24 protein-coding genes are annotated in these 24828 nt (G+C 59.2%); 7 read left to right on the top strand and 17 right to left on the bottom strand.

Annotated elements, in window-relative coordinates; genetic code table 11:
* Positions 1–14 precede the first annotated feature (14 nt).
* The 4 genes from grrM (at position 15) to TSACC_RS22760 (ending at position 3526) form a co-directional block, all read left to right on the top strand.
* Positions 15–1202 (top strand): cyclophane-forming radical SAM/SPASM peptide maturase GrrM/OscB, encoded by a 1188-nt coding sequence (gene grrM, locus TSACC_RS14505; RefSeq protein ID WP_075079958.1) that lies wholly within the window; start codon positions 15–17, stop codon positions 1200–1202.
* On the top strand, positions 1199–1756 hold the full coding sequence (locus tag TSACC_RS14510) for a hypothetical protein (RefSeq protein WP_075079959.1): 558 nt from the start codon (positions 1199–1201) through the stop codon (positions 1754–1756). The genes grrM and TSACC_RS14510 overlap by 4 nt, the downstream gene beginning before the upstream one ends.
* Before the next feature lie 400 nt (positions 1757–2156).
* Positions 2157–3209: an LLM class flavin-dependent oxidoreductase gene (locus TSACC_RS14515; RefSeq protein ID WP_075079960.1), complete on the top strand. Its 1053-nt coding sequence runs from the start codon at positions 2157–2159 to the stop codon at positions 3207–3209.
* Between the two features lie 68 nt (positions 3210–3277).
* The gene (locus TSACC_RS22760) at positions 3278–3526 is read left to right on the top strand and encodes a type II toxin-antitoxin system Phd/YefM family antitoxin (RefSeq protein ID WP_169809651.1); all 249 of its coding nucleotides are present in this window, start codon (positions 3278–3280) and stop codon (positions 3524–3526) included.
* Between the two features lie 15 nt (positions 3527–3541).
* On the opposite strand, the gene TSACC_RS14520 is transcribed toward TSACC_RS22760, so the two are convergent.
* From TSACC_RS14520 to TSACC_RS21895, 4 genes are read right to left on the bottom strand one after another with little or no spacing between them, the layout of a single operon-like run.
* Complete coding sequence (locus tag TSACC_RS14520; protein ID WP_153811442.1) at positions 3542–4096, bottom strand: hypothetical protein; 555 nt, start codon at positions 4094–4096, stop codon at positions 3542–3544.
* Between the two features lie 52 nt (positions 4097–4148).
* Complete coding sequence (locus TSACC_RS14525) at positions 4149–4595, bottom strand: cupin domain-containing protein (protein ID WP_075079962.1); 447 nt, start codon at positions 4593–4595, stop codon at positions 4149–4151.
* Between the two features lie 36 nt (positions 4596–4631).
* Positions 4632–5933 (bottom strand): cation:proton antiporter, encoded by a 1302-nt coding sequence (locus TSACC_RS14530; protein WP_075079963.1) that lies wholly within the window; start codon positions 5931–5933, stop codon positions 4632–4634.
* Between the two features lie 59 nt (positions 5934–5992).
* The gene (locus TSACC_RS21895; RefSeq protein ID WP_153811443.1) at positions 5993–6304 is read right to left on the bottom strand and encodes a hypothetical protein; all 312 of its coding nucleotides are present in this window, start codon (positions 6302–6304) and stop codon (positions 5993–5995) included.
* A 346-nt stretch (positions 6305–6650) separates the two neighbouring features.
* Here TSACC_RS21895 and clpB point away from each other — a divergent pair, with 346 nt between their 5' ends.
* Positions 6651–9218, top strand: coding sequence for an ATP-dependent chaperone ClpB (gene clpB, locus TSACC_RS14540; RefSeq protein WP_075079965.1), 2568 nt, complete (start codon positions 6651–6653; stop codon positions 9216–9218).
* Between the two features lie 64 nt (positions 9219–9282).
* Here the strand turns inward: clpB and TSACC_RS14545 are convergent, their stop codons facing one another.
* From TSACC_RS14545 to TSACC_RS14565, 5 genes are all read right to left on the bottom strand, one after another.
* Positions 9283–9726 carry a PEP-CTERM sorting domain-containing protein gene (locus tag TSACC_RS14545; RefSeq protein WP_075079966.1) on the bottom strand — a complete coding sequence of 148 codons (444 nt, stop codon included), beginning with the start codon at positions 9724–9726 and terminating at the stop codon, positions 9283–9285.
* A gap of 170 nt (positions 9727–9896) precedes the next feature.
* On the bottom strand, positions 9897–12011 hold the full coding sequence (locus TSACC_RS14550; protein ID WP_075079967.1) for a protein-disulfide reductase DsbD family protein: 2115 nt from the start codon (positions 12009–12011) through the stop codon (positions 9897–9899).
* A 509-nt stretch (positions 12012–12520) separates the two neighbouring features.
* Complete coding sequence (locus tag TSACC_RS14555; protein ID WP_075079968.1) at positions 12521–13480, bottom strand: acetyl-CoA carboxylase carboxyltransferase subunit alpha; 960 nt, start codon at positions 13478–13480, stop codon at positions 12521–12523.
* A gap of 7 nt (positions 13481–13487) precedes the next feature.
* On the bottom strand, positions 13488–14312 hold the full coding sequence (locus TSACC_RS14560; RefSeq protein WP_084400493.1) for a LysM peptidoglycan-binding domain-containing protein: 825 nt from the start codon (positions 14310–14312) through the stop codon (positions 13488–13490).
* Between the two features lie 52 nt (positions 14313–14364).
* The gene (locus TSACC_RS14565; protein ID WP_075079970.1) at positions 14365–14889 is read right to left on the bottom strand and encodes a hypothetical protein; all 525 of its coding nucleotides are present in this window, start codon (positions 14887–14889) and stop codon (positions 14365–14367) included.
* Between the two features lie 140 nt (positions 14890–15029).
* Between TSACC_RS14565 and TSACC_RS14570 the strand changes: the two genes are divergently transcribed.
* Positions 15030–16235, top strand: coding sequence for a 4-hydroxy-3-methylbut-2-enyl diphosphate reductase (locus TSACC_RS14570; protein ID WP_075080762.1), 1206 nt, complete (start codon positions 15030–15032; stop codon positions 16233–16235).
* A gap of 158 nt (positions 16236–16393) precedes the next feature.
* Here TSACC_RS14570 and TSACC_RS14575 read toward each other — a convergent pair whose 3' ends face one another.
* Positions 16394–17119: a LytR/AlgR family response regulator transcription factor gene (locus tag TSACC_RS14575; protein WP_084400494.1), complete on the bottom strand. Its 726-nt coding sequence runs from the start codon at positions 17117–17119 to the stop codon at positions 16394–16396.
* Positions 17107–18183 carry a sensor histidine kinase gene (locus tag TSACC_RS14580; RefSeq protein ID WP_169809652.1) on the bottom strand — a complete coding sequence of 359 codons (1077 nt, stop codon included), beginning with the start codon at positions 18181–18183 and terminating at the stop codon, positions 17107–17109. Before TSACC_RS14580 ends, TSACC_RS14575 begins: the two co-directional genes overlap by 13 nt.
* Positions 18184–18318: 135 nt before the next feature.
* On the opposite strand from TSACC_RS14580, the gene TSACC_RS14585 reads away from it, so the two are divergent.
* Positions 18319–18636 (top strand): hypothetical protein, encoded by a 318-nt coding sequence (locus TSACC_RS14585; RefSeq protein ID WP_075079972.1) that lies wholly within the window; start codon positions 18319–18321, stop codon positions 18634–18636.
* A 186-nt stretch (positions 18637–18822) separates the two neighbouring features.
* On the opposite strand, the gene TSACC_RS14590 is transcribed toward TSACC_RS14585, so the two are convergent.
* The 6 genes from TSACC_RS14590 to TSACC_RS14615 form a co-directional block, all read right to left on the bottom strand.
* Positions 18823–19509 carry a tetratricopeptide repeat protein gene (locus TSACC_RS14590; protein WP_153811444.1) on the bottom strand — a complete coding sequence of 229 codons (687 nt, stop codon included), beginning with the start codon at positions 19507–19509 and terminating at the stop codon, positions 18823–18825.
* A 17-nt stretch (positions 19510–19526) separates the two neighbouring features.
* Positions 19527–19817, bottom strand: a complete 291-nt coding sequence (locus TSACC_RS14595; protein WP_075079974.1) for a YciI family protein — start codon at positions 19815–19817, stop codon at positions 19527–19529.
* 151 nt (positions 19818–19968) lie between these two features.
* Entirely contained in the window at positions 19969–20400 is a 432-nt protein-coding gene (locus tag TSACC_RS14600; protein ID WP_153811445.1) for a hypothetical protein, read from the bottom strand.
* Positions 20401–21243: 843 nt separating this feature from the next.
* Entirely contained in the window at positions 21244–22149 is a 906-nt protein-coding gene (locus TSACC_RS21900) for a hypothetical protein (protein WP_153811446.1), read from the bottom strand.
* A 325-nt stretch (positions 22150–22474) separates the two neighbouring features.
* Positions 22475–23521 carry a toll/interleukin-1 receptor domain-containing protein gene (locus tag TSACC_RS14610; protein WP_075079977.1) on the bottom strand — a complete coding sequence of 349 codons (1047 nt, stop codon included), beginning with the start codon at positions 23519–23521 and terminating at the stop codon, positions 22475–22477.
* A gap of 299 nt (positions 23522–23820) precedes the next feature.
* Complete coding sequence (locus TSACC_RS14615) at positions 23821–24810, bottom strand: CgeB family protein (protein ID WP_075079978.1); 990 nt, start codon at positions 24808–24810, stop codon at positions 23821–23823.
* Between the last annotated feature and the right edge of the window lie 18 nt (positions 24811–24828).

Below are 24828 nucleotides of genomic sequence, written 5' to 3' on the forward strand. Positions count from 1 at the left end.
CTTTTTTCCCTTCCGTGAACGAAACCGGATCGCCGAATCCCCAAGGCTGCGCGCCTGATCCGTGGATCACGCTCCTGGTGTTGCAGCCCTCGCCCTTTTGCAACATCAACTGCGACTACTGCTACCTGCCGAACCGCACGTCGACGAAACGCATGGCGATGGAGGTGCTGGAAAAGGCGGTGGAGCGCACCTTTGCCTCCGATCTCGTCCAGGGCGATCTCACGCTCATCTGGCACGCGGGCGAGCCCCTGGCCGTGCCGATCGCGTGGTACGAGGATGCGATCCAGGTCATCCGGCGTATTGCACCGCCGGGGCCGCAGATCCGGTACTCCGTGCAATCCAATGGCACGCTGATCAACGACCAGTGGTGCGACTTCATCCAGCGCGAGAATTTCTGCGTGGGCCTCAGTATTGACGGACCCGCCTTCCTCCACGACGCGCATCGCAAGACGCGGCGCGGCGAGGGAACACATGCCGCCGCCATGCGCGGACTACGCATGCTGCGCGAGCGTGGCATCCCATTTCACGTCATTTCGGTGATCACGCGCGAGGCCCTGGGCCATGCGGAGGAGATTTACGATTTCTTTGAGTCCGAGGGCGTCGAGCGACTGGGGCTGAACATCGAGGAAGTGGAGGCTAACAACATGTCGTCCACCCTCGCCGCGCGCGAGGATGCGCGGGTGCGCGAATTTTACGAGGTGATGTTTCAGCGGCAGAAGGAACGCCGAACGATCACGATCCGCGAATTCGACGCCGCGCGGCAGAAGGTGCTCGGCGGCGTGTCGCTGCGGGATTTTGACTTTCCGTGGTTCAACGAACAGGCGCGCCCCTTTGGCATCGTGAGCGTGGACTGGGAGGGAAACTTCGCCACGTACTCACCGGAGCTGCTGAGCATGCCGGTGGACCCATACGGCACGTTTGCCTTTGGCAATGTGAAGACCGACGACTTTTGCGACGCGCTGGAGACACCGAAGTTCCAAAAAGTGCTCACGGACATCCAGGCGGGCATTCGCAAGTGCGCCGCGACATGCAGCTACTACGGCTACTGCGGCGGCGGGGCTCCGGCGAACAAGTATTACGAAAACGGTACTTTTGCCTCCACTCAGACGATGTACTGCCGCTACTCTGTGCAGATGCCGCTGGAGATCGTTCTCTCCGACATTGAAAAGGACCTCCAGCTGGCGACTCCGTCAGCTGCATGAAAAAAGCCCTCGCCCTTGCCTTCCTTGCGGCCGCCATCCTGGCGGTCGCTCAGTCGCCCGAAATGAACGAACTTTCCGCGAGCACCGCGCTCGGCGGCAAGGCGGCCTATGATGCGATCCGCAATGCCACGAAAGTGACAGTGCAGCGAGTCGACACCATCTTTCCGCCCGAGGATGACCCCAATGGCAAGTCGAAGGTCGTCGATCTGGGTGATCCCTTTGCCGTCCCTGCCGAGCAGGCGCAGGCGCTGAAAGATGCCTTTTGCAGTGGCAAGACGTATCTCTCGCCCTCCAAGACATGCCGGTTCCGCGCAAATGTACGGTATGGATTCGAGGGAGCCGGAGACAAGGTGACGCTGGTGTTGTGCTTTGGCTGCGGCGAGATGGAGGTCTGGCAGAAGGGCGAAATGGTGTCCTTCGGCCCTTTTGACGGCGGGTACGGGCACATCCTCAAACTTACCCAGTCGCTTTTCCCGAAAGACGAATTCCTCGCGCAGTTTAACGAGAAGATCTTCCAGGAACGCGCAAAGCGGATGGAAGTGATGAAGCCGTAGATCTCCTGAAGAGAAGGAAGCGAAGGACTGCCTTTCGTGTTTGCGGGACGGCTTTTTTCAGAAGAGACGACCGTGCGGAGGCGTAGAGGCGGCATCCTGCCAACCTGTGAGTTTGGCTACACTGTCGCGGCGAATGTCGGCACAAAGCCTGGAGAAAAGGTCCGGCGGGCGGGACGCCCACCCTACGATCGGTTTTCGAAGCGGGTCAGCCGTGTTTCACTGCGTCAGCTCAGCCTCTATTCCTCCCCTAGACTTTAGCAAAAGCCTTCTGCCTTTCCCTTTGTTTCCTTCTGTTTAAAGGTCCTTCCGCGGTGTCCATGGCAAGCCAGTCATACTGTGTGACAAAGGCGGGCTACCATCGCTCCTTGCCGAGTGGCAGGGGCCGGGGCATGATGCCGCCGTGCAAATCGGTTTGGACAATTTTGTCACGGCGGCCCCAGACCCCGTGACCGGCGAACAGCGCGACCCCTCCCAGCGTCTCAGCGACCTCCTGGATGAGATCTCCCATGCCGACGAGGTGGGTCTGGATGTGGTTGGCATCGGAGAGCATCATCGCGAGGAATTCCTCGATTCCGCCCCGGCGATCCTGCTCGCAGCGGCGGCAGCGCGCACAAAACGCATCCGGCTGGCCAGCGCCGTGACGGTGCTGAGCGCGGACGACCCGGTGCGCGTGTTCCAAAACTTTGCGACGATCGACATTCTTTCGCGAGGCCGGGCCGAGATCATCGCGGGGCGCGGTTCCTTCGTGGAAGCGTATCCGCTCTTTGGGCTGAACCTCGAGGATTACGACGACCTATTCACTGAGAAGCTCGACCTGCTGATCAAGCTGCGCGACAACAAAACCATCACCTGGGAGGGCAAATACCGTCCCGCCCTGCACGAACAAACAGTGTATCCACGTCCCGTGCAAGACCCCCTGCCCGTCTGGGTGGGTGTGGGAGGTTCGCCGGGGTCCTTCGCCCGTGCGGGGGTGATGGGATTACCGCTCATGGTCGCCATCATCGGCGGTGAGCCGCGCCGGTTCCGCCCCATGATCGACCTTTATCGCGAGGCAGGCCGCCGCGCCGGGCATCCGCCGGAGCGACTCAAGGTCGGCGTGCACGCGCTCGGCTATGTCGCGGAGACGAATGACAAGGCAGCGGATGATTATTTTCCTGGTTACGAGCGGATGTTCACCCAGATCGGCCGCGAGCGCGGCTGGCCGCCGGTGAAGCGCATCCACTTTGACATGCTGCGCGGCCCCGAGGGCGCGCTCATGGTCGGAGACGTCGAAACCGTGGTGGAGAAGATCCTCCACTACGACCAAGTGCTCGGCGGCATCTCGCGCATCACCTTCCAGATGAGTCCCGCCTCCCTCCCCCATGAGAAGGAGATGAAGGCCATCGAGCTCCTCGGCAAACAGGTGTCCCCCTGGGTGAACACCGTGCTGGAGAAGAAGAAGGCGCAGGGGTAGCGGCAGGGTTCATTGGATCGGACGCGTCGCCGCTTGAGGATTCGTCCAAAAGCGGTCATACTTTGCCGGTGACAACGATCTCGGTCGAGGAACTGCAAGCACACACGTCTGACATTGTCCGTCGAGTCGTGAAAAGCTCACAGCCCATCGCGATCACTGATAGTGGTGAAGTGGTGGCAATCCATACCGCCACCCCGAATATTTCTCACTCGCGGTCGAGACAGCGTACTTTACTGCCTGAATATGCCGAGTTGATGGCAAGTCCACCCACTAGCGACGTAATCGCTGACCTGAACGCCACGCGCGGCGACAGGTAGCTGGGCTGCATGGATTCAAGGTCTGGGCACAGATGGAACTCCAGTTCTGTCTGCCAGAGCCTCGTACCGTTCAATAAAGTGCATGCGAGCTTCCTCAAAAAGTTGAAGAAACCGATCAAAAAGCCGCCCGCATTCCTTGGCCAAAACAACAACCTCTGCGAGGTTACCTCTATCGATCATTTTGTGAGCGACGGGTATCCTGCATTTTGAATTGATACTCTGAGCAATCTCAAGAATCTCGTTCTTTTGGGAAAAATCCTGCCTTCGACGAATGCGGTCAATCAATTGTCCAAACATCAGGCGTTCTACCTCGAAGTATTCATAATGAGAGGGGTATATCCCTAGAACTTGCTCGTAAAAGCACGAGTAATCCAAAAGCCAAAGAAGTTCCTCGACAAGCTGTTGGAAAAGTAAAATAGCTGAGATCGAATGCGCTTGATCCGGGGTATCCAGCATCTCCCTGGCTAGCTCGAGCACATCAAGGTACAAAGCTGCGTTTTCCTCTTCAGGCCAGACGCGCATGGCAATCTGTTTTTCCAACGAAAGCCCCCAATGAGTTAAGCGTTTCACACGGGAAGTAATTCCAAATTGCCTTAATAATGAAACGTAGATTTTCCGTGCTCTACGGCTGGACGAAGTGGATGCCGTACTTCTCCGCGATGGCGATGGCGGCAGGTACGTCTGGACCGTCGGGTTTGGCGAATTCGGCGGCGGCTTCGATGAAGAACTGCTCAAAGCCCGACGGCGCGGCGTGAATGAGCATGCGGGTGGGCGTCGCAGTATCGTTCCGAAACGTATGCACTTTTCCTCGCGGTGCGAAAACCGTATCGCCTGCGTCAGCCTCGATCCATTCGCCTTCCATGAGGAAGCTCACGCGTCCCTCAAGGATGTAAAACCACTCGTCCTCGCAGTCATGCCTGTGGGGCGGCGGGCCTCCGCCGGGTTGAGTCACCTCCACGAAACTCGTGAATTGTCCGCCCGTCTGCCCGCCATCGAGAAGGAGCGTCATTTGTTCACCAAAGGCGTGGAAAACGCGGGCCTGGGAGGATCGGGTAAATACGGGGTCCATGGGAAAATTACGGACAGGGCTTCAGGCAATATCCAGCTACAGCAGCGCGGGCTGCGGGCCTGCGGCGGGCGGGACGGATGATCTCGGAGGCTTCCGGCTGCCGACGAGGCGCTCGAAGATGGGTGAGGCCATGAGGGTCGTGACCACGGCCATAATGACGAGGGTGGCGAAGATTTCGGGCGAGATGACGCCGCGCTGGAGGCCGATATTGATGATGATGAGCTCCATGAGGCCGCGGGCGTTCATGAGGGTGCCAATGCCGAGGGCCTCGCGATTCGGGAGGCCGGTGGCGCGGGCGGCGAACCAGCAAGCGACACCCTTGCCCAGCACGGCGGCAATGAGGACCGCTCCGCAGATGAGCCAGAGGAAGCCAGTGTTGAGCAGGCCGATTTTCGTATTGAGTCCGGAGTAGGTGAAGAAGAGCGGCAGGAGCAGGGCAACGGTAAGCGGCTGGATACGAGCGATGAGGTCGCGGCATACGATGCCGCGCGGCATGGCGGCTCCCATCACAAACGCCCCAAAGACGGCATGCATGCCGACGAGATCGGTAAACCACGCGCCCGCCGCCATGAGGGCGAGGCAAAGGACGAGGCCGGATTCGGTGAGTTCCTCGTCCTTCGTGATCCAGCGCTGACAGTAGCCGAGCAGCGGTCGAATGACGAGTAAGGCGACGGCCACGTAACCCGCGCCGCCCGCGATGTTGGTGATGGCATGGCTCCAGTTGTTATCAAAGCTGGCCAGGACGACAGCGAGCAGGCACCAGGCGGTGGCGTCGTCGATCGCGCCCGCGCCGAGGGCGACCGTGCCCATGGTGGTTCCGGCAAGGCCCTTGAAATGAATGATGCGGGCGAGCATCGGAAAGGCGGTGATGCACATGGACGCGCCCATGAAGATCATGGCATTCATCAGCGACGTGCGCTCGGGGAAGAGGTCGGTCCACTGGTAGATGCCCCAGGCGAGCACGGCTCCCAGCACGAAGGGCGCGGCCATTCCGGCCACCGAGACAGCGATGGAACTGCGGAGGTTCTGCCGCACGATATCGACGCGGAACTCCAGGCCAACGACGAACATGTAAAGCGCGAGGCCGAGCTGGGAGGCGGGAAAGAGGTAGCTCTGGGTGTCGCGGGTTTTCTGCGTCGGGTCCCACGGAAAGAGCGCATGCTGGAGATCGGGAAAGAACAGCCCAAAAAGCGACGGCCCAAGCATCACGCCCGCGATCATCTCGGCGACGACCTGAGGTTGCCCGAAGCGCGCCGCGATGGCCCCGACGATACGGCAGAAGATCAGGATGACCGCCAGTTGCAGGAGGAACTGAATGGCCAGGCTCAGGTTGTTCATTCGGCGCGCAGTCTGGATGCAGCGCAACGAAATCCGCAACAGAAAAAGCGAGACAGGGTTTACGAGCCGTGATTCGCCTTATTACCCTCATCCACCCTCGCCCGGATGGCTTGCATAAGCGCCAAATCAAGCTGCCTTCGGACTTCCTTTGCCCGGGAAAAGTTCGGGATGAGGCGGAAACTCGATATCCGGGCCTGAGTCTCGATCGTGTCTCCGCGTTTGATGATCTGCGAAAGGGAAACGTCAAACGTACGCCGTCCCGTGATTGTTCCGAACTGATACACGGGGAGATACATCGTCCAGGGAATTTCGATCTGGTCACCCGAAACGGAAATCGTGAGCTGCTGTCCCTGTTCTGAGGGAGGCGCCAAACCCTGAAGATCAAACAACCCGTATGGGCCTGTGATCCTCGCGGAAGAAACCAAACCGAGATTGTAGAGGTTAAAACTCGGGAAACGGGAAACCCACAACGTAGCTTCCCCTCGTAGGGCAACCAGAACAACGGCGATGAAGAGAAATGCCACGCCGAAAGCGATCCATCGCCAGATATGTCGGGGGCGCTTTGCCGGCGGAAAGTTGTGTCGTAAATCGCTCACCAAAGACCTAAGGCTGACGAAAACATGCCGCAGAAACAATGCGGAAACACCTCAGCGAGCCCAGGTAATTTCACCGAGTCAAATTGACGCGGTGGGGCGGCGGGAGCATATTTAAGGTTGTATGCGTCCCGACAAATTCACCGCGAAAATGCAGGAGGCGTTCAATGCGTCGCTTGACCTCGCCTCGAAGCGCAATCATTCCGAAATCTCTCCCGAACATTTCCTCCTCGCCCTGCTCCAGCAGCCCGACGGGCTGACGCGTCCGCTGGTGGAGAAGCTGGGGCTGAATCCGGCCACGCTGGAGCAGCAGCTGGAGGCTGATCTTTCCCGCCGCGCGGCGGTGCATGGCGGTTCCTCGCCGCAACTATCGGCCGACCTGCGCAAGGTCCTCGACAGCGCCGAGGGCGAGATGGGCAAGCTCAAGGACGAGTACCTGAGCGCCGAGCACTTCCTCCTCGCCCTTTTGGGCTCGAACACGGGCGCGGCGAAGCTTTTGAAGTCCTCTGGAATCACTCAAGACAAGCTGATGCAGGCCCTGCAGGCGATCCGCGGCAATCAGCGTGTGACCGACCAGGACCCGGAGGGCAAATACCAGACGCTGGAGAAATACGGCCGCGACCTGACCGAGCTGGCCCGCAAGGGCAAGATCGACCCCGTGGTGGGCCGCGACGATGAAATCCGCCGCACGATGCAGGTGCTCTCCCGCCGCACGAAGAACAACCCCGTACTCATCGGTGAACCCGGCGTGGGCAAGACGGCCATCGTCGAGGGACTCGCCCGCCGCATCGTGAGCGGCGACGTGCCGGAGTCCCTGAAGAACAAGCGCATCATCTCGATGGACATCGGCGCGATGATTGCGGGCGCGAAGTTCCGGGGAGAATTCGAGGACCGGCTGAAGGCGTTCCTCAAGGAGGTCACCGCCAGCGAGGGCGAGATCATTCTTTTCATCGACGAACTCCACACCATCGTGGGAGCAGGCGCGGCGGAGGGCTCCGCCGATGCGTCAAACATGCTGAAGCCGCAGCTCGCGCGCGGCGAACTGCGCACCATCGGCGCGACGACGCTGGACGAATATCGCAAGTACATCGAGAAGGACGCCGCGCTCGAGCGGCGCTTCCAGCCCGTGATGGTCGACGAACCGAGCGTGGAGGACACCATCGCCATCCTGCGCGGCCTGAAGGAACGTTACGAGGTGCACCACGGCGTGCGCATCCAGGACGGTGCGATCATTGCCGCCGCCACGCTCTCCGACCGCTACATCAGCGACCGGTTCCTGCCCGACAAGGCCGTCGACCTCATCGACGAGGCGGCGTCGCGGCTCAAGATCGAGCTGGATTCCATGCCCACCGAGATCGACCAGCTCGAGCGGCAGATCATGCAGTTTGAGATGGAGAAGCAGGCCCTTCAGAAAGAAAAGGACCCGGCAAGCCGCGAACGGCTCTCCAAGCTCGAAAAGGAACTGGCCGACGTGAAGGAGGAGTCCTCCCGCCTGAAGGCTCAGTGGCAGAAGGAAAAGGAGGAGATCGGCAAGTCCCAGAAGGTGGCCGAGGAAATCGAGCGCCTGCGCACCGAACTGGAACAGGCCCAGCGCAAGGGCGATCTCGGCCGCGCCTCGGAGATCCAATACGGCGCCCTCCCCGACCTGCAAAAGCAGCTTGAGGAAGCGACGGCCAAGCAGTCCGCATCCGGCTCAGCCCTCCTGAAAGAGGAGGTCACCGAGGAGGACATCGCAAAGGTGGTCGCAAGCTGGACCGGTATTCCCGTGTCCCGCCTTCAGGAAGGCGAGCGCCAGAAGCTGGTGAAGATGGAAGAACGCCTGATGGAACGCGTAATCGGCCAGGAACAGGCGATCAAGGCCGTCTCCAATGCCGTGCGCCGCGCGCGAGCGGGCCTGCAGGACGAGAACCGGCCCATCGGTTCCTTCCTCTTCCTCGGTCCCACGGGCGTGGGCAAGACGGAACTGTCGAAGGCGCTGGCGGAGTTTCTCTTCGACGACGAACACGCCATCATCCGGCTCGACATGAGCGAGTACATGGAGAAGCACACTGTCGCCCGCCTCATTGGCGCGCCTCCGGGTTACGTCGGCTACGAGGAGGGCGGCCAGCTCTCCGAGGCCGTACGCCGCAAGCCGTACAGCGTTGTCCTATTCGACGAGGTGGAAAAGGCACACCACGATGTCTTCAACGTCCTGCTCCAGGTGCTCGACGACGGCCGCATCACGGATGGCCAAGGGCGCACGGTGGACTTCAAGAACACCGTCATCATCCTGACGAGCAACATTGGCAGCCAATACATCATGGAGGACCTGCCGAAGGACGAGCGCAACAAGCGTGTGACCGGGGCACTACGCGAGCACTTCCGACCGGAGTTCATCAACCGTATCGACGAGATCATCATCTTTGACCGTCTCGACGATCGCCAACTGGCGAGCATTGTGGAGATCCAGCTCAAGCATCTCCTCGACCGCCTGACGAAGCAGAACATCACGCTCCAGCTCACGGAAGACGCAAAGAAGTTCCTTGGTCGTGAGGGGTACGATCCCGCCTATGGCGCGCGCCCGCTCAAGCGCGTGATCCAGCGCGAGATCCTCGACCCGCTCAGCCTGGAAATCCTCGACGGAAAATTCGCCGAGGGCGACACGATCAAGGCCGACGTGAAGGACGGGCATCTGTCCTTCGAAAAGGCCTGAGCCGGGTTATAAAGAACGGGAGGGTGACTGCCCTCCCGTCCCGCGGATTAGCTCGCGCAAGCCTCTAAACGAAACGACGACGGCGGCGGCGAAAGAGAAGCAGCGTACCTACGCCTGCAAAAAAGAGGGCAATCGTGGTCGGCTCCGGCACTCGGAAGAGACCAACGGCCCTTGAGTGGCGACTGGCGTCGCCTGACTGGATCTCTGGAATCCCACTCGATTCCGCGTTGAATGTCATACGGAGAAGATTCACGGGGGCTGAACTGCTCTCGATAATCTCAAAGACAGCTAAAATATTTGGATCGGCCTCTAGAGCGACATGATTGCCATCCAAGAATGTGCCACTTCCCACATTGGCAGTTGTGTTGACCGAAGTCCTGGGCGAGAGCAGCCCGATCGGGTTCCCTTCATCGATCCCCGCCTCGCTCCGGGTGGAGTCGGCGAGGCTGCGAGAATACGTGACGAGAGAGAAAATCGCCAATGCAACCGGGAGGAACTTTGCCTTCATGCCAAGTGAGGCAAATAGGAAATCCCCTCCTTTCTGTCAATCGCCGTAAATTTCACAACCTAAAGCAAATCAGCAACTTAAATAGTCACACCTCACACAACATTGCACATCCTCGAGCGTCAACCAGTTGCAATATTGCGTACTTTTCCGGCATTTGGGCCTCTAGGAAATTATTTCGAGAGAGCGTCCAAAACGATCTGCTGAGTAAGTAATTCCGGGAGGGTTATGGGTTCCGCATGGTTGGCGGGATAGAAGACGTAGAACGGTACCCCGGCGCGACCAAAGGCTTGGAGGGCTGTGGTGATCTCAGGATTGGCGTTGGTCCAATCGGCCTTCATTGCGACGATACTGCGGTCGCGAAGGAGCTGGCGAACCGCAGGGACGTTAATGGCGGTGCGTTCATTGAACTTGCAGGAAATACACCAGTCGGCGGTAAAATCGACAAAGACAGGCGTCCCTTTGGCGCGGAGATCGTCGAGGGCCTTTTGCGAGAAGGGCACCCAGTCGATACCGTCCTTCCCCGCCGGGGCCTCCGCCATGGCCGTCGGGGGCTGACTTTGGACAAAAGCGAGCGCGACGAACTGCCATGCCCCGAAAGCAATGATCGCTAGCGCGGCGAGGATGGCGAGGAACCGCCCGGCAGGTTTCGTCAGCGGACCGCAGAAGGACCCGTAGATCCAGCAGGCGAGGCCGAGGCAGACGAGGAAGGAGAGCGTCCAGATGACGCCGCCGAGGCCCTTCTGCCCGCCGATGACGCTAAGGAGCCAGATGAGGGTGGCGATGAGCGGGAAACCCATGAACTGCTTCAGCCGCTCCATCCACGCGCCGGGCCGGGGCAGGACCTTCATCCAGCCGGGCTGGGCGGAGAGCAGGAGATACGGCGCAGCCATGCCGAGCGAAACAGAGGCAAACATCGCAAAGATGACGACGGCGGACTGGCTGAGGGCAAAGCCGAGCGCTGGCCCGAGAAAGGGCGCGGTGCAGGGCGTGGCGAGCAGCGTGGCAAAGACACCCTGGAAAAACGATCCCGCGTAACCAGAGCCAGACGAGGCCTCTGCGAGGGCGTTGCTGGCCTGGCCAGGGAGGATGATTTCAAAAACGCCGAAGAGATTGAGGGCGAAGACAAAGACGATGCAGGCGGTGAAGAAGTTGAACCATGGATTCTGGAACTGGAACGCCCAGGTGACATGATTTCCCGCCGCCTGGAGGGCGACGATAAGAGCGCCCAGGCCCAGAAACCACGCAAAGATGCCGGCGGCGAAGGCTAGGCCGTGGCGGAATATCTTCGCTGGATGCTCACCCGCCTGCCGGATAAAGCCGAAAATCTTGAGCGAAATGACGGGCAGAACGCAGGGCATGAGGTTGAGGATCATGCCTCCGAGGAAGCCAAAGAGGAGGGCCTTCCAGAACGGGAAAGTCGCGGAATCCGGCCCTTTTGGCGCGGCTCCAGAGCCAGAAATAGCGGCCGCCTGCGAGATCGGCGTGGCAGTAGCCTCCACGGTGTCGGAGGACGAGATCATCCAGCCGCGTCGATCCGGTCCGGAACCGACGACGAGCACGCCCTGAATGGAACTGACGCCAGGAATGGCGACCACAGCGGAACCCGAGCCGGTAACCGTGGTATTCGGATGCTGCACCTGCTGGCCCGCGGCGGGGATGGGGAAAACATCGACTGGCAAAGAGGCCGGAAGGCCGGAGATTTCCAGTCCGAGACCGTCCTTGCCCTGCGTCCACGCGAGTTTGTAGGGCGGCGGCTCCGCGCTGGGAAGCTGGGCACGGTACTTGGCAAAGAGCTCCTGGTTGGCAGGTTCCGCCGAGGCGGCGACGGGCAGAGTGAGCTCCAGATCGGCCTTGCCGGGAATGCAAATCTCTGCACAGACGAGCCAGGAGGATTTGGCGCGGAGGGTGACGGATTTTTCCGTGAGACTGGCGGGAGGAACGATGGTGACGAGTAGCATCGTCTCGTCCCCGTAGGCGTAGACCTCGATGTCACCAGGTTCCTTCAGGCGCTCGGGCAAGGGCCACTCGATCGGCCCCGCTGCGAAACCCGGGGGCAGCGCCCAGTCGAGCGTGGTGGGAAAGCCCGCGTCGCCGCCGTATTGCCAATAGGTATGCCACGTCGGAGCCATCTTGAGAAGGAGGCCGACCTGAAAGGGCTTGCCCGGCACGATGGCCGTAGTATTGGCGACAAGCGAAGCCGTCACCAGCGTCTGGCCCTGATGAATCTGGGCAGGAACCTGGAGACACGAAACAGCGAGGAAAAATACAACGAGGAGACCGCGCATCACAGGCGGGAATCTCCGCCATGGTGGCGCTTCTGTCCAGAACGGGAGCGAAAGTCGGAGGTGGGAATCCGGAAGTCGGAAGTTTTTGCTCCGATGAGGGGGCCTCTTGAACGAGAAGGATCTGGTGCAGGTTCCGTCACCTCGTGTCGGTCGCTTTGCGCATGTCGCCTACTGCCCCGTCGCAACCGCCACACCATGCTGCCCCCGACGTTTGAAGCTCAGTGGCTCCATTTCTCAATCGCTTCGACGCACGAATAGCCTCTGCGACCAGCGCTCACGGGGAAAAATTCGCCATTTGCGGATTCATTCGTCGTTCATGCGCGAAAAGAAAGGCGGCATTTCCAAATACCGCCCGTACGTCTCGATGCGTACGCGAGGCAACAAAGAGACGCGGGCTGAAAATTCCTCGGGCGGGCGGCAGGCAGAGCGCCACCGCCTTTCCCTATCGAAGCGGCACCGGGGCCGGAGCAAAAACTTCCGACTTCCGAAATCCCACTTCCGACCTCGCCTTATCCTTCAATAAACCGTCCCATGCCGCGGAACTTGTCGTAGCGCTTCTGAAGCAGCTTGTTCGTGGCGACGGGAACGAGTTCGTCGAGGGCGGTGACGATGGCGTCGCGCAGGAGGAGCGAGGCGGCCTCGGGGTCGCGATGGGCTCCGCCGAGTGGCTCGGGGATGACGCCGTCAATGACGCCTAGCTTCTGAAGCTCGCTCGCATTGAGCTTGAGAGCCTCGGCGGCTTCCGGAGCGTGCTTGCGGTGTTTCCAGAGAATGGCGGCGCAACCCTCGGGGCTGATGACCGAGTAATAGGCGTTTTCCAGCATGAGCACGCGGTCGGCCACGCCGATGCCGAGAGCTCCGCCGGACCCGCCCTCGCCGATGACCACGGCGACGATCGGGGTTTCCAGGACCATCATCTCGCGGAGATTCACCGCGATAGCCTCGGCGATGTGGCGCTCCTCGGCTCCGACGCCCGGGTACGCGCCGGGAGTGTCGATGAGGGCGACGACAGGCAGGCGGAACTTTTCCGCCATGCGCATGAGGCGCAGCGCCTTGCGGTAACCCTCGGGATGCGGGCTGCCGAAGTTGCGCAGAAGGTTTTCCTTCACGTCGCGGCCCTTTTGCTGGCCGATGACGACACAACGGTGCGGACCCACCTTGGCGAGTCCTCCGGGCATGGAGGCGTCGTCGCCAAACAGGCGATCACCTTTCAGTTCGACGAAGTCGGTGAAGGCCTTGTCGACGTAATCGAGGAAAAAGGGGCGGGACGTATGACGGGCGATCTGCACGCGCTGCCAGGCTGTGAGATTGGCATAAATCTCGCGGCGTGTCGCCTCTACTTTTTCCTGCATGGTACGCACCTCGGGATCGAGGTCGATATCCTGCCCCTGCACGTGTTTCTTGATCTCTTCGAGCTTCTGCTCGAGTTCCACGATGGGCTTCTCAAATTCAAGGGCTTGGATTTTCATGAAAAAGTCACTGGATGGTTACCGGGGTTCCGCGGGAAACAAGCAGAAAGATTTCCTCCATGTCGTCGACCGGAACGATGAATCCGGCGGGATGGTTCTCCGCTGCCGCATCGCCACCCCGTATGGCGACGCCTCCGCCGAGCATGAGCCAGCGGTCTGCACCTGCATAGTTCTTGTCGCCAAAGGCGACACGAGTCGTGCCATTGAGGGCGATCTTGTCGGCAACCTTGTTATTGCCGACAGCGGTGCCCTTGGCGGAAATGAGAGGGTACTCCTTGAAGAAGACGCCGTTGTTTAACACCGTGAGCGTCTTGGCTTTACGGTCGATGGCGATGGTCGTGGTGAGCTGGGGGATGTAGAGCTGCTGGCCGATGGAGAGATTGATCGTCTCGAGGTTATTGACGCGGTAGATGAGGTCGGCATTGGTCTTCATCTTTGACGCGACTTTGGCCAGGGCATCGCCGCGCCCGACGGTGTACGGCACCTTTCCACCGGCGGTGGAGGGGCTGAAGAGGTCGGTAACATTCATGTTGCCGAGGAGGCGCTTGGCGTCGCCCACCTTGAGAGATGCGGGATTTTCGGCGATGAAGTCAGCCAGCGCCTTGCGTCCCTCCTCGGGAGTGGAGGTCTTGAGCGACTGCACGGTCTTGTCAAACACAGCGATGGAATAGTCCGGCGGAGGCGTCGGCGGCGGGGCCTCGGCCTGCATTTTCTTATCCTCGCGGTCGAGCTGCTGGGGTTTCCAGTACAGCTCATAGGCAAAATACGCGGAACCGCCAAAGATGGCCCCGGCAAGCAAGAGGATGACGAGGGCGCGAACGAGTATCATCATTTCCTGGTCAGTCGTCGGGTATTAGAAACCATTCCGGGAATGGGATGCAAACTCAGATCAGCCCGCGGCGTTTCCACTCATCAACATTGCCCCCGGCGGAGCGTTGGATGAGGTCCATGGTGAACTTCAGGAGACAGACTTCCCAGGCATCGTCGACGCCGGTGATGAGGGTATCCATGGGGTCGTTGCGACTACGCATATCCTCCTCCAGCCGAGCGACTACCACCTCCATCGGGTCGTGGACGAGGTTTTGCTCGAGGTCGGTTTTGCGGAGTTCGAAGCCGTAGCGAAGGATATGGGCGACGCCGGAGAGCTTCTCCACCGCATCGGCATATTCACGGGCCGAATCGCCGAAACCATCGAGGAGAAGCTTGCGGAAATGATGCGGTGCAACGATGCGTGGGCGCTCGGCCTCAATGCGTCCCCCGCGCACGCGGACGACATTCACCTGATCAAGGAGTTCGCTCACGAGGAGGAACCGGAAGCTGGTCGAGCCAAAGGTCTCGATCGTGCGCTGCGGCTGGATCACCACGCGGGTATTCTCCAGCGCGTAGTGAAAGTCGTGTTCCTCGATCATCCAAGGATCATACGAAGCATGCCCCGGGGTGCAATAGCAGTTGTCGGGATTTGACAACCGGGGGCGTTCCGCTTTTCTGTCGGAACGACATCCGCGTCGGCAAAGACCGACCAAACGCAATCCTTACGCCCACAAGCCCACTGAGCACGCCCACACCACCCTCTCCCACACGGGTTAATCTGCGCACGCCGGATGTGATGTCCCGCGTGCAGGCCGAAGTCGAAAGCCATTACCGCAGCCAGCTGGTGGAGACGATCCGCGGCGGCGGCGGTGTGATGCGCCGTGGCAATACGGTCGTGCGGCTGGCGAAGCAATTTGGCTTTTGCTACGGCGTCGAGCGCGCCATCGATCTCGCCTACGCGGCGCGGAAAGTGTTTCCCGACAAGCGCATCTCGCTCCTCGGCGAGATCATTCACAATCCCGACGTGAACGCCCAACTCTCGAGCATGGGTATCCGTCACCTCGCAGCGCATCCGGCGGATGCGGATATCGAGGAACTGCAGGCGGAGGACGTGGTGATCGTGCCGGCCTTTGGCGCGGAGGTGGACACTGTGGCAGCCATCAAGGCGCGCGGCTGTCAGATCGTCGACACCACCTGCGGCGACGTGATGAGCGTATGGAAGCGAGTAAGGCAGAATGCCAACGAACAGGTCACGAGCGTGATCCATGGCAAGGCCTCACACGAGGAGACCCGCGCCACCGCATCCCGCGCACTCGGGCCGAAGGGCGACGGGCATTACCTCGTCGTGCTCGACACAAAGGAGACCGAGATGGTGTGCGATTACATCCGCGGCAAGGGCGACAAAAATGCCTTCCTCACACGGTTCTGGAACGCGCATTCGAAGGGCTTCGACCCCGACGTGCACCTGCGCCGCATCGGAGTGGCAAACCAGACGACCATGCTGCGCAGCGAGACCGAACAGATCCAGGGCATGCTGCGCCAGGCCATAGCCGACCGCGACAGCGGCAGCACGGAGAATTTCCGCTATTTTGACACCATCTGCGGGGCCACGCAGGAGCGGCAGGATGCGCTCTTTGGCCTGCTCGACGAATCCCTCGACCTCCTGCTCGTTGTCGGCGGCTACAACAGCTCAAACACGACGCACCTCGTGGAGATCGGCGAAAAGAAACTCCCGACGTGGTTCATCCGCAATGCCTCGTGCCTGCTTTCGGGCGACGAGATCAAGCACTTCGACATCCACCAGAAGCTGGAGGTCATCACACGGGGTTGGCTCCCGCAAAAGGAACTCCTCACCGTCGGCATCACCGCCGGAGCGAGCTGCCCCAACAACCTGATCGAAGATTCGATCAAGCGCATCCTGGAGCTGCGAGGGGAGACGGAGTAGCGGGGCGGCAACCCTTGCCTCCTCTCAGAGGCAGACAGGCCGTTCACCCAAGGTGAAACTCCTGTCCATGCCCGCCGCCTCCCGGGCACTGACCCGGTGGCATGCGCTTCAGCCCTCCGGAAGTCAAAGTCCCACCGGGCCTTTATCCGGAGTGAAGGCTACAAAAGCCTGCGCAGTCGGCGGGTGGCGGCGCGACCGAGGACTATCTCGCCTGCATCGCGGAGGAGGAGGCGGGTTTCCTCGCGATTCCCGCCCTCCGCGGCGCGGATGCGGCTGAGGTTGACAATGAGCGAGCGCTCCATGCGGACAAAGGGGGGCGCAGGCAATATCTCCTCCCATTCCTTTACGCGGCGCAGCACGACGACCGGGGACTGTCCCGCCACGTGCACGCGGGTATAGGCTCCCTCTGCCTGGATTGCCGCGATGTCCCCCACCCGCACCATATGCAAGATGCGCCCGTCGCGCAGCGGCGCGAGATCATTGAGGTCCAGCCTTTCAGGCGGATCAGCCGATACCGAAGGCGCAGGCTGGAGGCGCAGCCGCCGGAGGGTTTCCTCCAGGCGCTCGGGATGGACGGGCTTGAGCAGATAGTCGAGGGCATTGGTCTGAAAGGCCCGCACGGCATAGCTGTCATGTGCGGTGACAAAAACGACCCGGGTACCAGGAGGCAGGTGCGGGAGCAGATCAAAGCCATTGGCAGGTGGCATCTGCACATCGAGGAAGACGACATCGGGCCGTACTGCGGCGGCCAGACTCACGGCCTCCTCCACCGTGCCGGCCTCCCCGGCGAGCGCGACATCAGCATGGTCGCGAAGCAGCCGGGCCAGCCAGCGGCGGGCGGGAGGCTCATCATCGACAAGGAGGGCGCGGATCAGAGAGGGCATACTTGTGAAGGCGGGGCAACCGGGAGCTGGATTCGCGAGGTCACACTGGCTGCGGCGGGTGCCAGCGTGAGCGAGGCGCGATCGCCATAAAGAAGCTCCAGGCGGCGGCGCAGATTCGCAAGACCGATGCCGGTCGACGGATGCGTGCCAGGTTCCACCCAGCAGCCGGAGTTTGTCACCGCGACGACAAGGGTCTCTCCCTCGATAAAGGAAACAATCTCCACCCGCAGCGGACGGATGGCAGCGAGTTGACCGTACTTGATCGCATTCTCCAGCAGCGGCTGCACCAGCGCGACGGGCACGAGGGCGTCGACCACGCCCGGGCCGGTCTCGAGCACGTACTCAAACTGCTCCTCGAAACGCACCTTTTCCACCCTCAGATAACTCTCCAGCGCCGCAAGCTCCACCCCGAGGCGCTCCAGGTCGCCGCGCTGCTGGAGCGAGAAGCGCAGGTAGTCCGTAAGCGCGAGCGTGAGTTGGCGCACGGTCGCGGGTTCGTCGGAGGCGGCAAGCAGGGAGTTCAACGCATTGAAGAGAAAATGCGGGTTCACCTGCGAGCGCAGCATCTGGAGTTCCCCCGCGCGTAGGGCGGCTTCCGTACGCGCAGCGCGCAGCTGCTCCTGCTGGGCGTCGAAGAGCGAATGAATGCCAAAGTACAGAATGCTCCAAAATACATACAGGGCCGCACGCATGGGGAGGCTCACGCTGAAAACCTCCCGCAGGACGTCCATCACCCGTTCCACCCTCAGCAGGTCGGCCAGCACCAGGGTGGAGACCGTATCGGCCACGCCGAGCGACGCGCACAATGCGAGGATGCCAGCCACGCGTGGCGGGGTAAAGACCGGGCCCGACGCCCGCATCCTGCGATACAGGGGCCGTAGCAGAAACGCCGAAAGCACCACGCCAAAGGCCGTGCGGTATGCCGACAGCACCAACCCGTACTCCAGGGACAGATAGCTCGTCATCGTCCCCGACACGAGCAGCGTCGCGCCCCAGCCAAAGCACTGAAGCCTCCAGAAGAGGCTCTCGCGGCGGTCCGGGTCGAGCGATAAACCAAGCTTCACGCCGTCACCATATCTGGCACTCAACAGGAAAAAAGCCCCCAAAACGCGCCACACCTCCGTTTCGTGAAATTTTTCCGCGGTTTCGTGAAGATAGTCGTGCAAGCCCCCCGGGCCTCTCTGCCACATTCCCACCCCATGAAGACCCGGTATCGCCTGATTCCGTCGCTACGCCCTCTCCTTCCGCGCCTTGCTCTCGTTTGCCTTCCGGCCCTGGCACTCGCAGCCTGCTCGTCGAGCACCGATACCGCCGAAGCCGATACCCAGGCAGCGGCACCCAGCGGCACCATCGCCCGCAAGGCGCTCCTCCACAACGCCCCGCCGCCGATCAAGCTCCTCAACGCCGTCGGCACCGTGGGCGAGAAGGTCGAGAAGAAATTCGAAAAGAAGTCCGATACGACCACAACGACCGCCAGTACCTCGGACACGACGACCCCGCCGCAGGCCAGCCAGTAGCAGCGCGGGCTGCCCGCCTGCTCCCAACCGCAGAAAAGATCCGCCCGGTCAAATCGGCTCGCGTCAGATTCCGCGTATTGCCTCCGCCATGCACCGACGATACGGCGCGCATGGTACGTTCTAGATTAGAGACCGCCGTGCAGGGCTGCTGGAACGGGACTTATTCAGGGTCCGAAACCAGAGCCGCTAGGCTAGATCGAAGAGTCGCTCGATTTTCGCGATTCCCGCTGCCGAGGCTTTGTCCTCCGGATTGATCTCCACCGCGTGTTTGAGCGCCTGATAGGACTTCAGCCACTCTTCGCAGTTGTCATAAGCCACGCCAAGCGCGCGATAGGCCGGTCCATATTTGGGATCGAGCTTCACGGCGGCTTCAAGATGGCACGCGGCCTCCGCAGGTCGGTCCAGTTTGATCAACATCTCCCCGGCACCACGCAGCGCAATCGCGTTGAGCGGATTCCATTTTACCGCTTCCAGATAGTCATCCAGGGCCTTTTGGAACTCCCCCATCTCCCAGTACGCCAACCCGCGATTCCCATACGCGATATCGCTCGGCTCCAATTTCAGGATTTCCCCGTACACCTCTGCTGCACCGAAGAAATCACCCACATCATGCAGCGCATCACCACACAGATACCGAAGCAACATCTTTGCCTTCGGCGGTAATGGCTGCTCCCTCCGGTTTACCGCATCAATAACCCGGATGCTTTCGGCCGACTTTCCCTGCTCGTGCAAATAAACCGCAGCACGAACAACACATCGCTCATCCGATTTCCAAAAATCGTCACGATCCAGCAAGGCATCGATCAGGGCCGGGCCGGACACAACCCGATCAAGCTCCGCCTGAATTTCCTCCCATGTCATCGTACCGTTCACGACGGGTATCCCGGTTCTCAGGACCGGGGCATTTCGCAGAGTTCGACCGATCCGCCATGTATCACCACGGGGTGGCGTTGCAGCAGATCGAGGATTTCCTGTCTGTCCTCGGCGTCAAACCGCATGTAGCCCCCGATATGGTCAGAGGGCTTTGCCGTCTCGGCGTTGCCGATCGTGATTCTCTCCCCGATGGCACTCCCGCCTTTGAACAAGCCACTCTGCCGGGCCGCATCGAGAAACTCGCCCCACTCCGCCAAGGTCGGATCGCTTTCCGTGTTGTCCTGAATGAAGAGGATGTACTGGGTCATGGTGCTCGGGGATTTCGGAATTTTCCTTTGAGCCGAGCTTCTATCCCGCCTCCCCACTCGTCTAGACGCTTTTTGCGCTTCTCAAGAATGGCGAATCTCGTCCGTGCAAGATCATACACACCGACCCCTATTTTCTCGGGAAACCGGATGGTCATTTTTGATATTCGACGCCTGACCCCCACTTCACGTTTTCCCCGCTTTCCAGTAAGATAGAATTTCGAAGACTGCATAAAAGTGAAACTAGATTTCTTGTTCGCTTTTTGATTCCAAATTTTCTTCCGAGGCCCATGTATTCGGCTTCGATCTGGATTAAGTAATCCTGAATTTTTTCCGGCTCCGCTTGTTCCAGAAGCATCGTAAATACCCGAGGGAGGTACGATTGATACTCATCTTTAGGCCAATCTCGACGGCTGATTCCGATCGGATCCCAAATGTAAAAGAGAACTTCGTCGACTCGGCGGTAAAGCTGCATTTGATCGTCAGGAAGGCGTTGTCCCATATTTCTTATCTCCGGATCTAAATTGGATTGCCTATTGCCGCCCGCTTTCGCCGAGGAAATCAAGGCGGAAAGCAGATGCCGCATGAATACTCATTCAGGCCGCGGGCTTCCAGAGGGTTTAAAGAACCATGCAATTCGCCTGGCCGGAAAAGGTGAACTCTTACGTATCGCCCCCACCTTCAGCTCGATCCAGCAACTTTCATTCTTCAACGCACAGACGAGACAGCCGCGTTGAGGAAACCCCTTGTTCCCACACCATTGGGGCACAATGTACACTTCAGAGGTACATGAGCGCAGAATCTTTTAAACGGGGTCTGGCGGCAGCCGCGAAGGTTTTCACGAGCCAATCGCGAGAGTACAAGGTCGGCGATGAGGTGCTCGCTTGTACCTTCTGCCGGGGGAAGTCCTTCGAGCATCGCAGAGTGCTCCTAAACACCGCGGCAGCGACACTCGTGAACCTGGATTGGGCGAACGCACAAGCCTCCGCTATGGTATGCGATCAATGCTCCCACATCATGTGGTTCTTCAAGGAACCCACTCGAGTCCTGTGAGATAGAAACGGAAAACGCCCAGATCCGAGTCCCCTATTTTGATATTTGACTCCCGCCCCAACTTCTCACGTTCAGGCTCTCAAAATATCAATATTAAATGGCTGACCCGAATGGCATTAAGATAAGGCCGTTTTGAGAGTGTTGCGCGTGATTGGAGAGCGTTGCAGGTATTGAACCGGCTTGCTCCCGACCGATTCCCTCGTTCCCAAACAATCTACGGGATAATCGAGGGCCTGACCGATGGGCACGAAACCTGTTTTCAGGAGCTTTTCGAGCAGTTTTCGGGTTGATTTCTCCCTCGAAAAGACGCCTTATCTTAATGCCATTCATGGCTGACCCCATTTCCTCGCTCGTGCATGATTATGCACACTGAACCCTACTTTCCGGTTGAATCAATTACTCTTTTTCTCCTACCGATAGAAGAAGAAATTACCCCCGGAATCAGAACTAAAAGAGAAATCGCCACGCCAATAAGTGCATATGGCCCAATATTGTAAGCAAAAAAGTATAAAGCTGTACCGGTATCAGTTGGACGAAGAAATCTTACTTGCCCAGCACCATTTTCGTAGGTGAGTCGAATATCATCAGTCCGATCTTCGTAATCAAAGAACCTCAAATCCCTAGTCCAAGCGGTTACAAACACCTTATCTCCTGTTCGTATTTCACCGATTTCCAGCGGCTTTTTTCCAACGACAGTTTCTGCCGGATATCCAGATCTCTCAATTATTGCGGCCCCAAGAGAATTTATCGCCAGCCGTACTTCCTTCGCATTTGCTGTTCCTTCATTTGATATAACAATACTCAAAATTTTTTTTGGACTATCATAGGCAGAAAGATCACGCACGAAATGTATTGCTTCGTTCGCTTGCCGAGAAGCGACCCGGGCCGCATCCCTTAAATCCTCAGCACTCGCATGATTTTGACCGACCTTTTTATTGACGAAGGCCTCATAAAAGGCTTTCTGCGATAAGCCCGAGAATGGAGAGTCTTGTTCTTCCAATTCTTGAGTCAGCGCTATAGGTACAAGGTACGGTCCTGATTGAATCTGGGAAAACGGCGGGGGAAGCTTCAAATCCGCAATCTCAACCCGAGCAATAAGCTTATCCTTGGCGGGTCCGTAGGTTTCAAAGCACCAGGTTATCCCTTGCAAGAGGACGATACCCGCCGAAATCCATCCCACGAATTTGGCAACAATTTTCAGCGGTGATACCGGTTCAACAGCGGAAGTCGGCGACTCTGCCACCGGAGACGCCGGGGCAACGGAAGAATTCGGCTTGGACATGCGAGATAAATGAATCCCCCAGATGTATCAGATCAAGAATTATATCCTCTCCTTGAGGCAGGAATAGCAGCACGGAATAAGGACGTCTCTGCAATTTACATATCTCGAATCATATTGCACATGCGACTTGGAGAAGCGGAGACCAGAATGATGAGATCACTTCATGAATGAGAGGAATCAGGGTCAGCCATTTAATGTTAATATTAGCTTACGGATACAGACCGCGAAGGGATTGGGACAGCAGATCAAATGATAGTGAAAACGGAGAAACCGATCATCAAACTATCAACAATAAATGGCTGACCACCCCCGGTAGCGGAAAAGATCATATCAAATGTTGATCCCAAAACCGACGGTTCGTGAAGGAAAGCTCATGATCGTATTCCGATCGGTAGTAGTCGCAGAATTCATCCGACGCTCGCTTAGTAAAGTCCTTCAGTGCCCGCAACGCCTCGATAGCCCTGTACACTTTCGGATCTTCATCCTCCGCTTTCACGCCGTCATGGCCCTCCCGCAGATATCCGTCCTCGATTGCTCGTCGAATATCACGATTCCGACCATCCGTATCGCTGTAGCCAAACTCCGGCCACGGCATTTCCTCATCTCGAAAGTAATAATATAACGCGGCCCTAGCCTCGCCGGGGAGCTCCGCCATTAAATCGGTCGCTTTGTCGACAAGGCTCTCAAACTCGTCGCGATCTTCCAAGTCTTCCGCGAGAACTTCCTGAACATCAGCCTTATCCTTCAACTTAATGATCTTCTCGACCTGGCGTTCTAGAACCTCAATTCGATCTTCGGACTGCCCCAAGGCGCCCTTCGCTTCTTCGTAATTTCTTTCGAGCGCAGCATACTTCTTTGGGTCCACTTTGGCCGGTGGGACATAGGTATTTTGATATTCCTCAAACCATTTCAAGAATTCATCCCGGCGCTTTTCCCACATTGCAACTGCTTTCCGCGTTGCTCCCATCACTTCCACCAATTCTTCGTAAAACTGATTGAGGTCCTCTTTGACATTTAGTCGCAAGATTTGGGTTCCGGTGAGCACCCCTTTGATTTCTTCAAACGTCAGTGGCGGCGCTAAGAGCGGGAAAGCACGGTGAGCCATACTCCAAGATGCACCTAATTCGCAGAGGCAAAACTCGCTTGCATAGTAATCTGGAGTCAGTAAAAGGATAACAGCCTTAGGCTCTTCGATTTGCGATCGAATAAATTCTACAAAGTTGGCTCCAGCTGGAATCCCCATTCCTTCCAACGATGAACAGAATATCTCTCTGTCGGAGATTCCTATTCCAGTCTCGATAAGAACAACCAGCCGATCCGCGAGATCCTTGTTTGCAACGGCATGACTGAGGAAAAGAGGACGAGATTTCATCGTTTCACAGAGGTAACGCCGTGATTATCAACGGCAAGATTAATTGTCTATTATTTCGTTTATGGAACCACACATCTTTACTCAGAACTTCATCAAAATTTGCCTTGGTTCGCTCGCGAAGTGCTTCAAGTAACTCGCCTTTTCGGAAGAGCGGGCAAAATGGATTAGCCATTTAATACTGATATTTCGAGGATCTGTTTCCGCGCTCTTGCTGTCAAATTCGTACCTGAAGTACACGGCCAACCATCTCTGCCCATTGATCTACCTCTTCATTTCTCTATCCGATTCCGCGAGCCCCCCTACAGCCCGCCGAGGAACTTCTGCAGTTTTTCGGCGACGGCGGAGAAGCTGAGGGTGCGGGCGGCGGTGGATTCTACTTGCGCTAGGGCGTGGCGGTAGGTGGCTTCGTCGGCCAGGAGGGATGAGGCGATGGCGGAGAGTTGCTCGGGGGTGCGGCCGAGGCCGCTGGTGTCGGGGAAGGCCATTCGCTCGACGGCTCCGTCGCCGCCGACACAGATGACGCGAGCCAGGAGGGCGTCGCCTGCGACCTGGCCGGGGACGGCGCTGCGGTCGAGCTGGAAGACGATGCGGTGGCGGGCCATCTCGCGCAGGTACTCAGGGTACGGAAGCGGACCGGCGAGGATGCGAAGCGACGGGCTGATGGACTGGAGGAGACGCTCGCCGCGGCGGCCGTCGGTATTGACTACTGTGACGCGCTGGGAGAGGCGGCCGGCGGTGGCGACGGCGAGGAGGTGGTTGCGGGACGGGATGTCAAACTCGCGGGTGCCGACGAAGATGCCGGAGCGGTCGGAGATGGGGGCGGAGAAATTCCACGCCGGGGCCTCGATGGGGTACGGGGTGGGCAGGAATTCCCCCCGGCGGCTGCCGGCGGATTCGTAAAGGGCGATGAGCTCGGGGGTGCTGGCGAGATAGCCGTCGGCGGCGCGGCAGATCTCGGCAAACTTTGCGTAGCGCTTCGCGTCATTGAGGGCGTCGGAGACCTGGTGGAGGCCGGATTCCTTCCACGAGACGAGGGTGCGGACATTGCGCTCGCGGAGGGTATTGACAGCATCCAGCGCGGCGTCGAGGCCATTGCGGCGCAGGAGGACGAGGGCGGCAGTGACGGTGGGCGGAATCTCGCGCACGTCGCGGGCAAAGGACCCGCGCACACAGGCGGCGTAGGCGTGGTAGTTGATCGGCGCGTGGCCGGGGTCATTGGGCGAACCGGCGGCGCTGGGAAAGGTCTGGAAGGCGTCGCGACCACCGGGGTTGAGAACGGCAAAGGGCACGTGGAGTGTAAGGTGGGG

This window comes from Terrimicrobium sacchariphilum, from assembly GCF_001613545.1.
GTDB classification, from domain to species: Bacteria; Verrucomicrobiota; Verrucomicrobiia; order Chthoniobacterales; family Terrimicrobiaceae; genus Terrimicrobium; species Terrimicrobium sacchariphilum.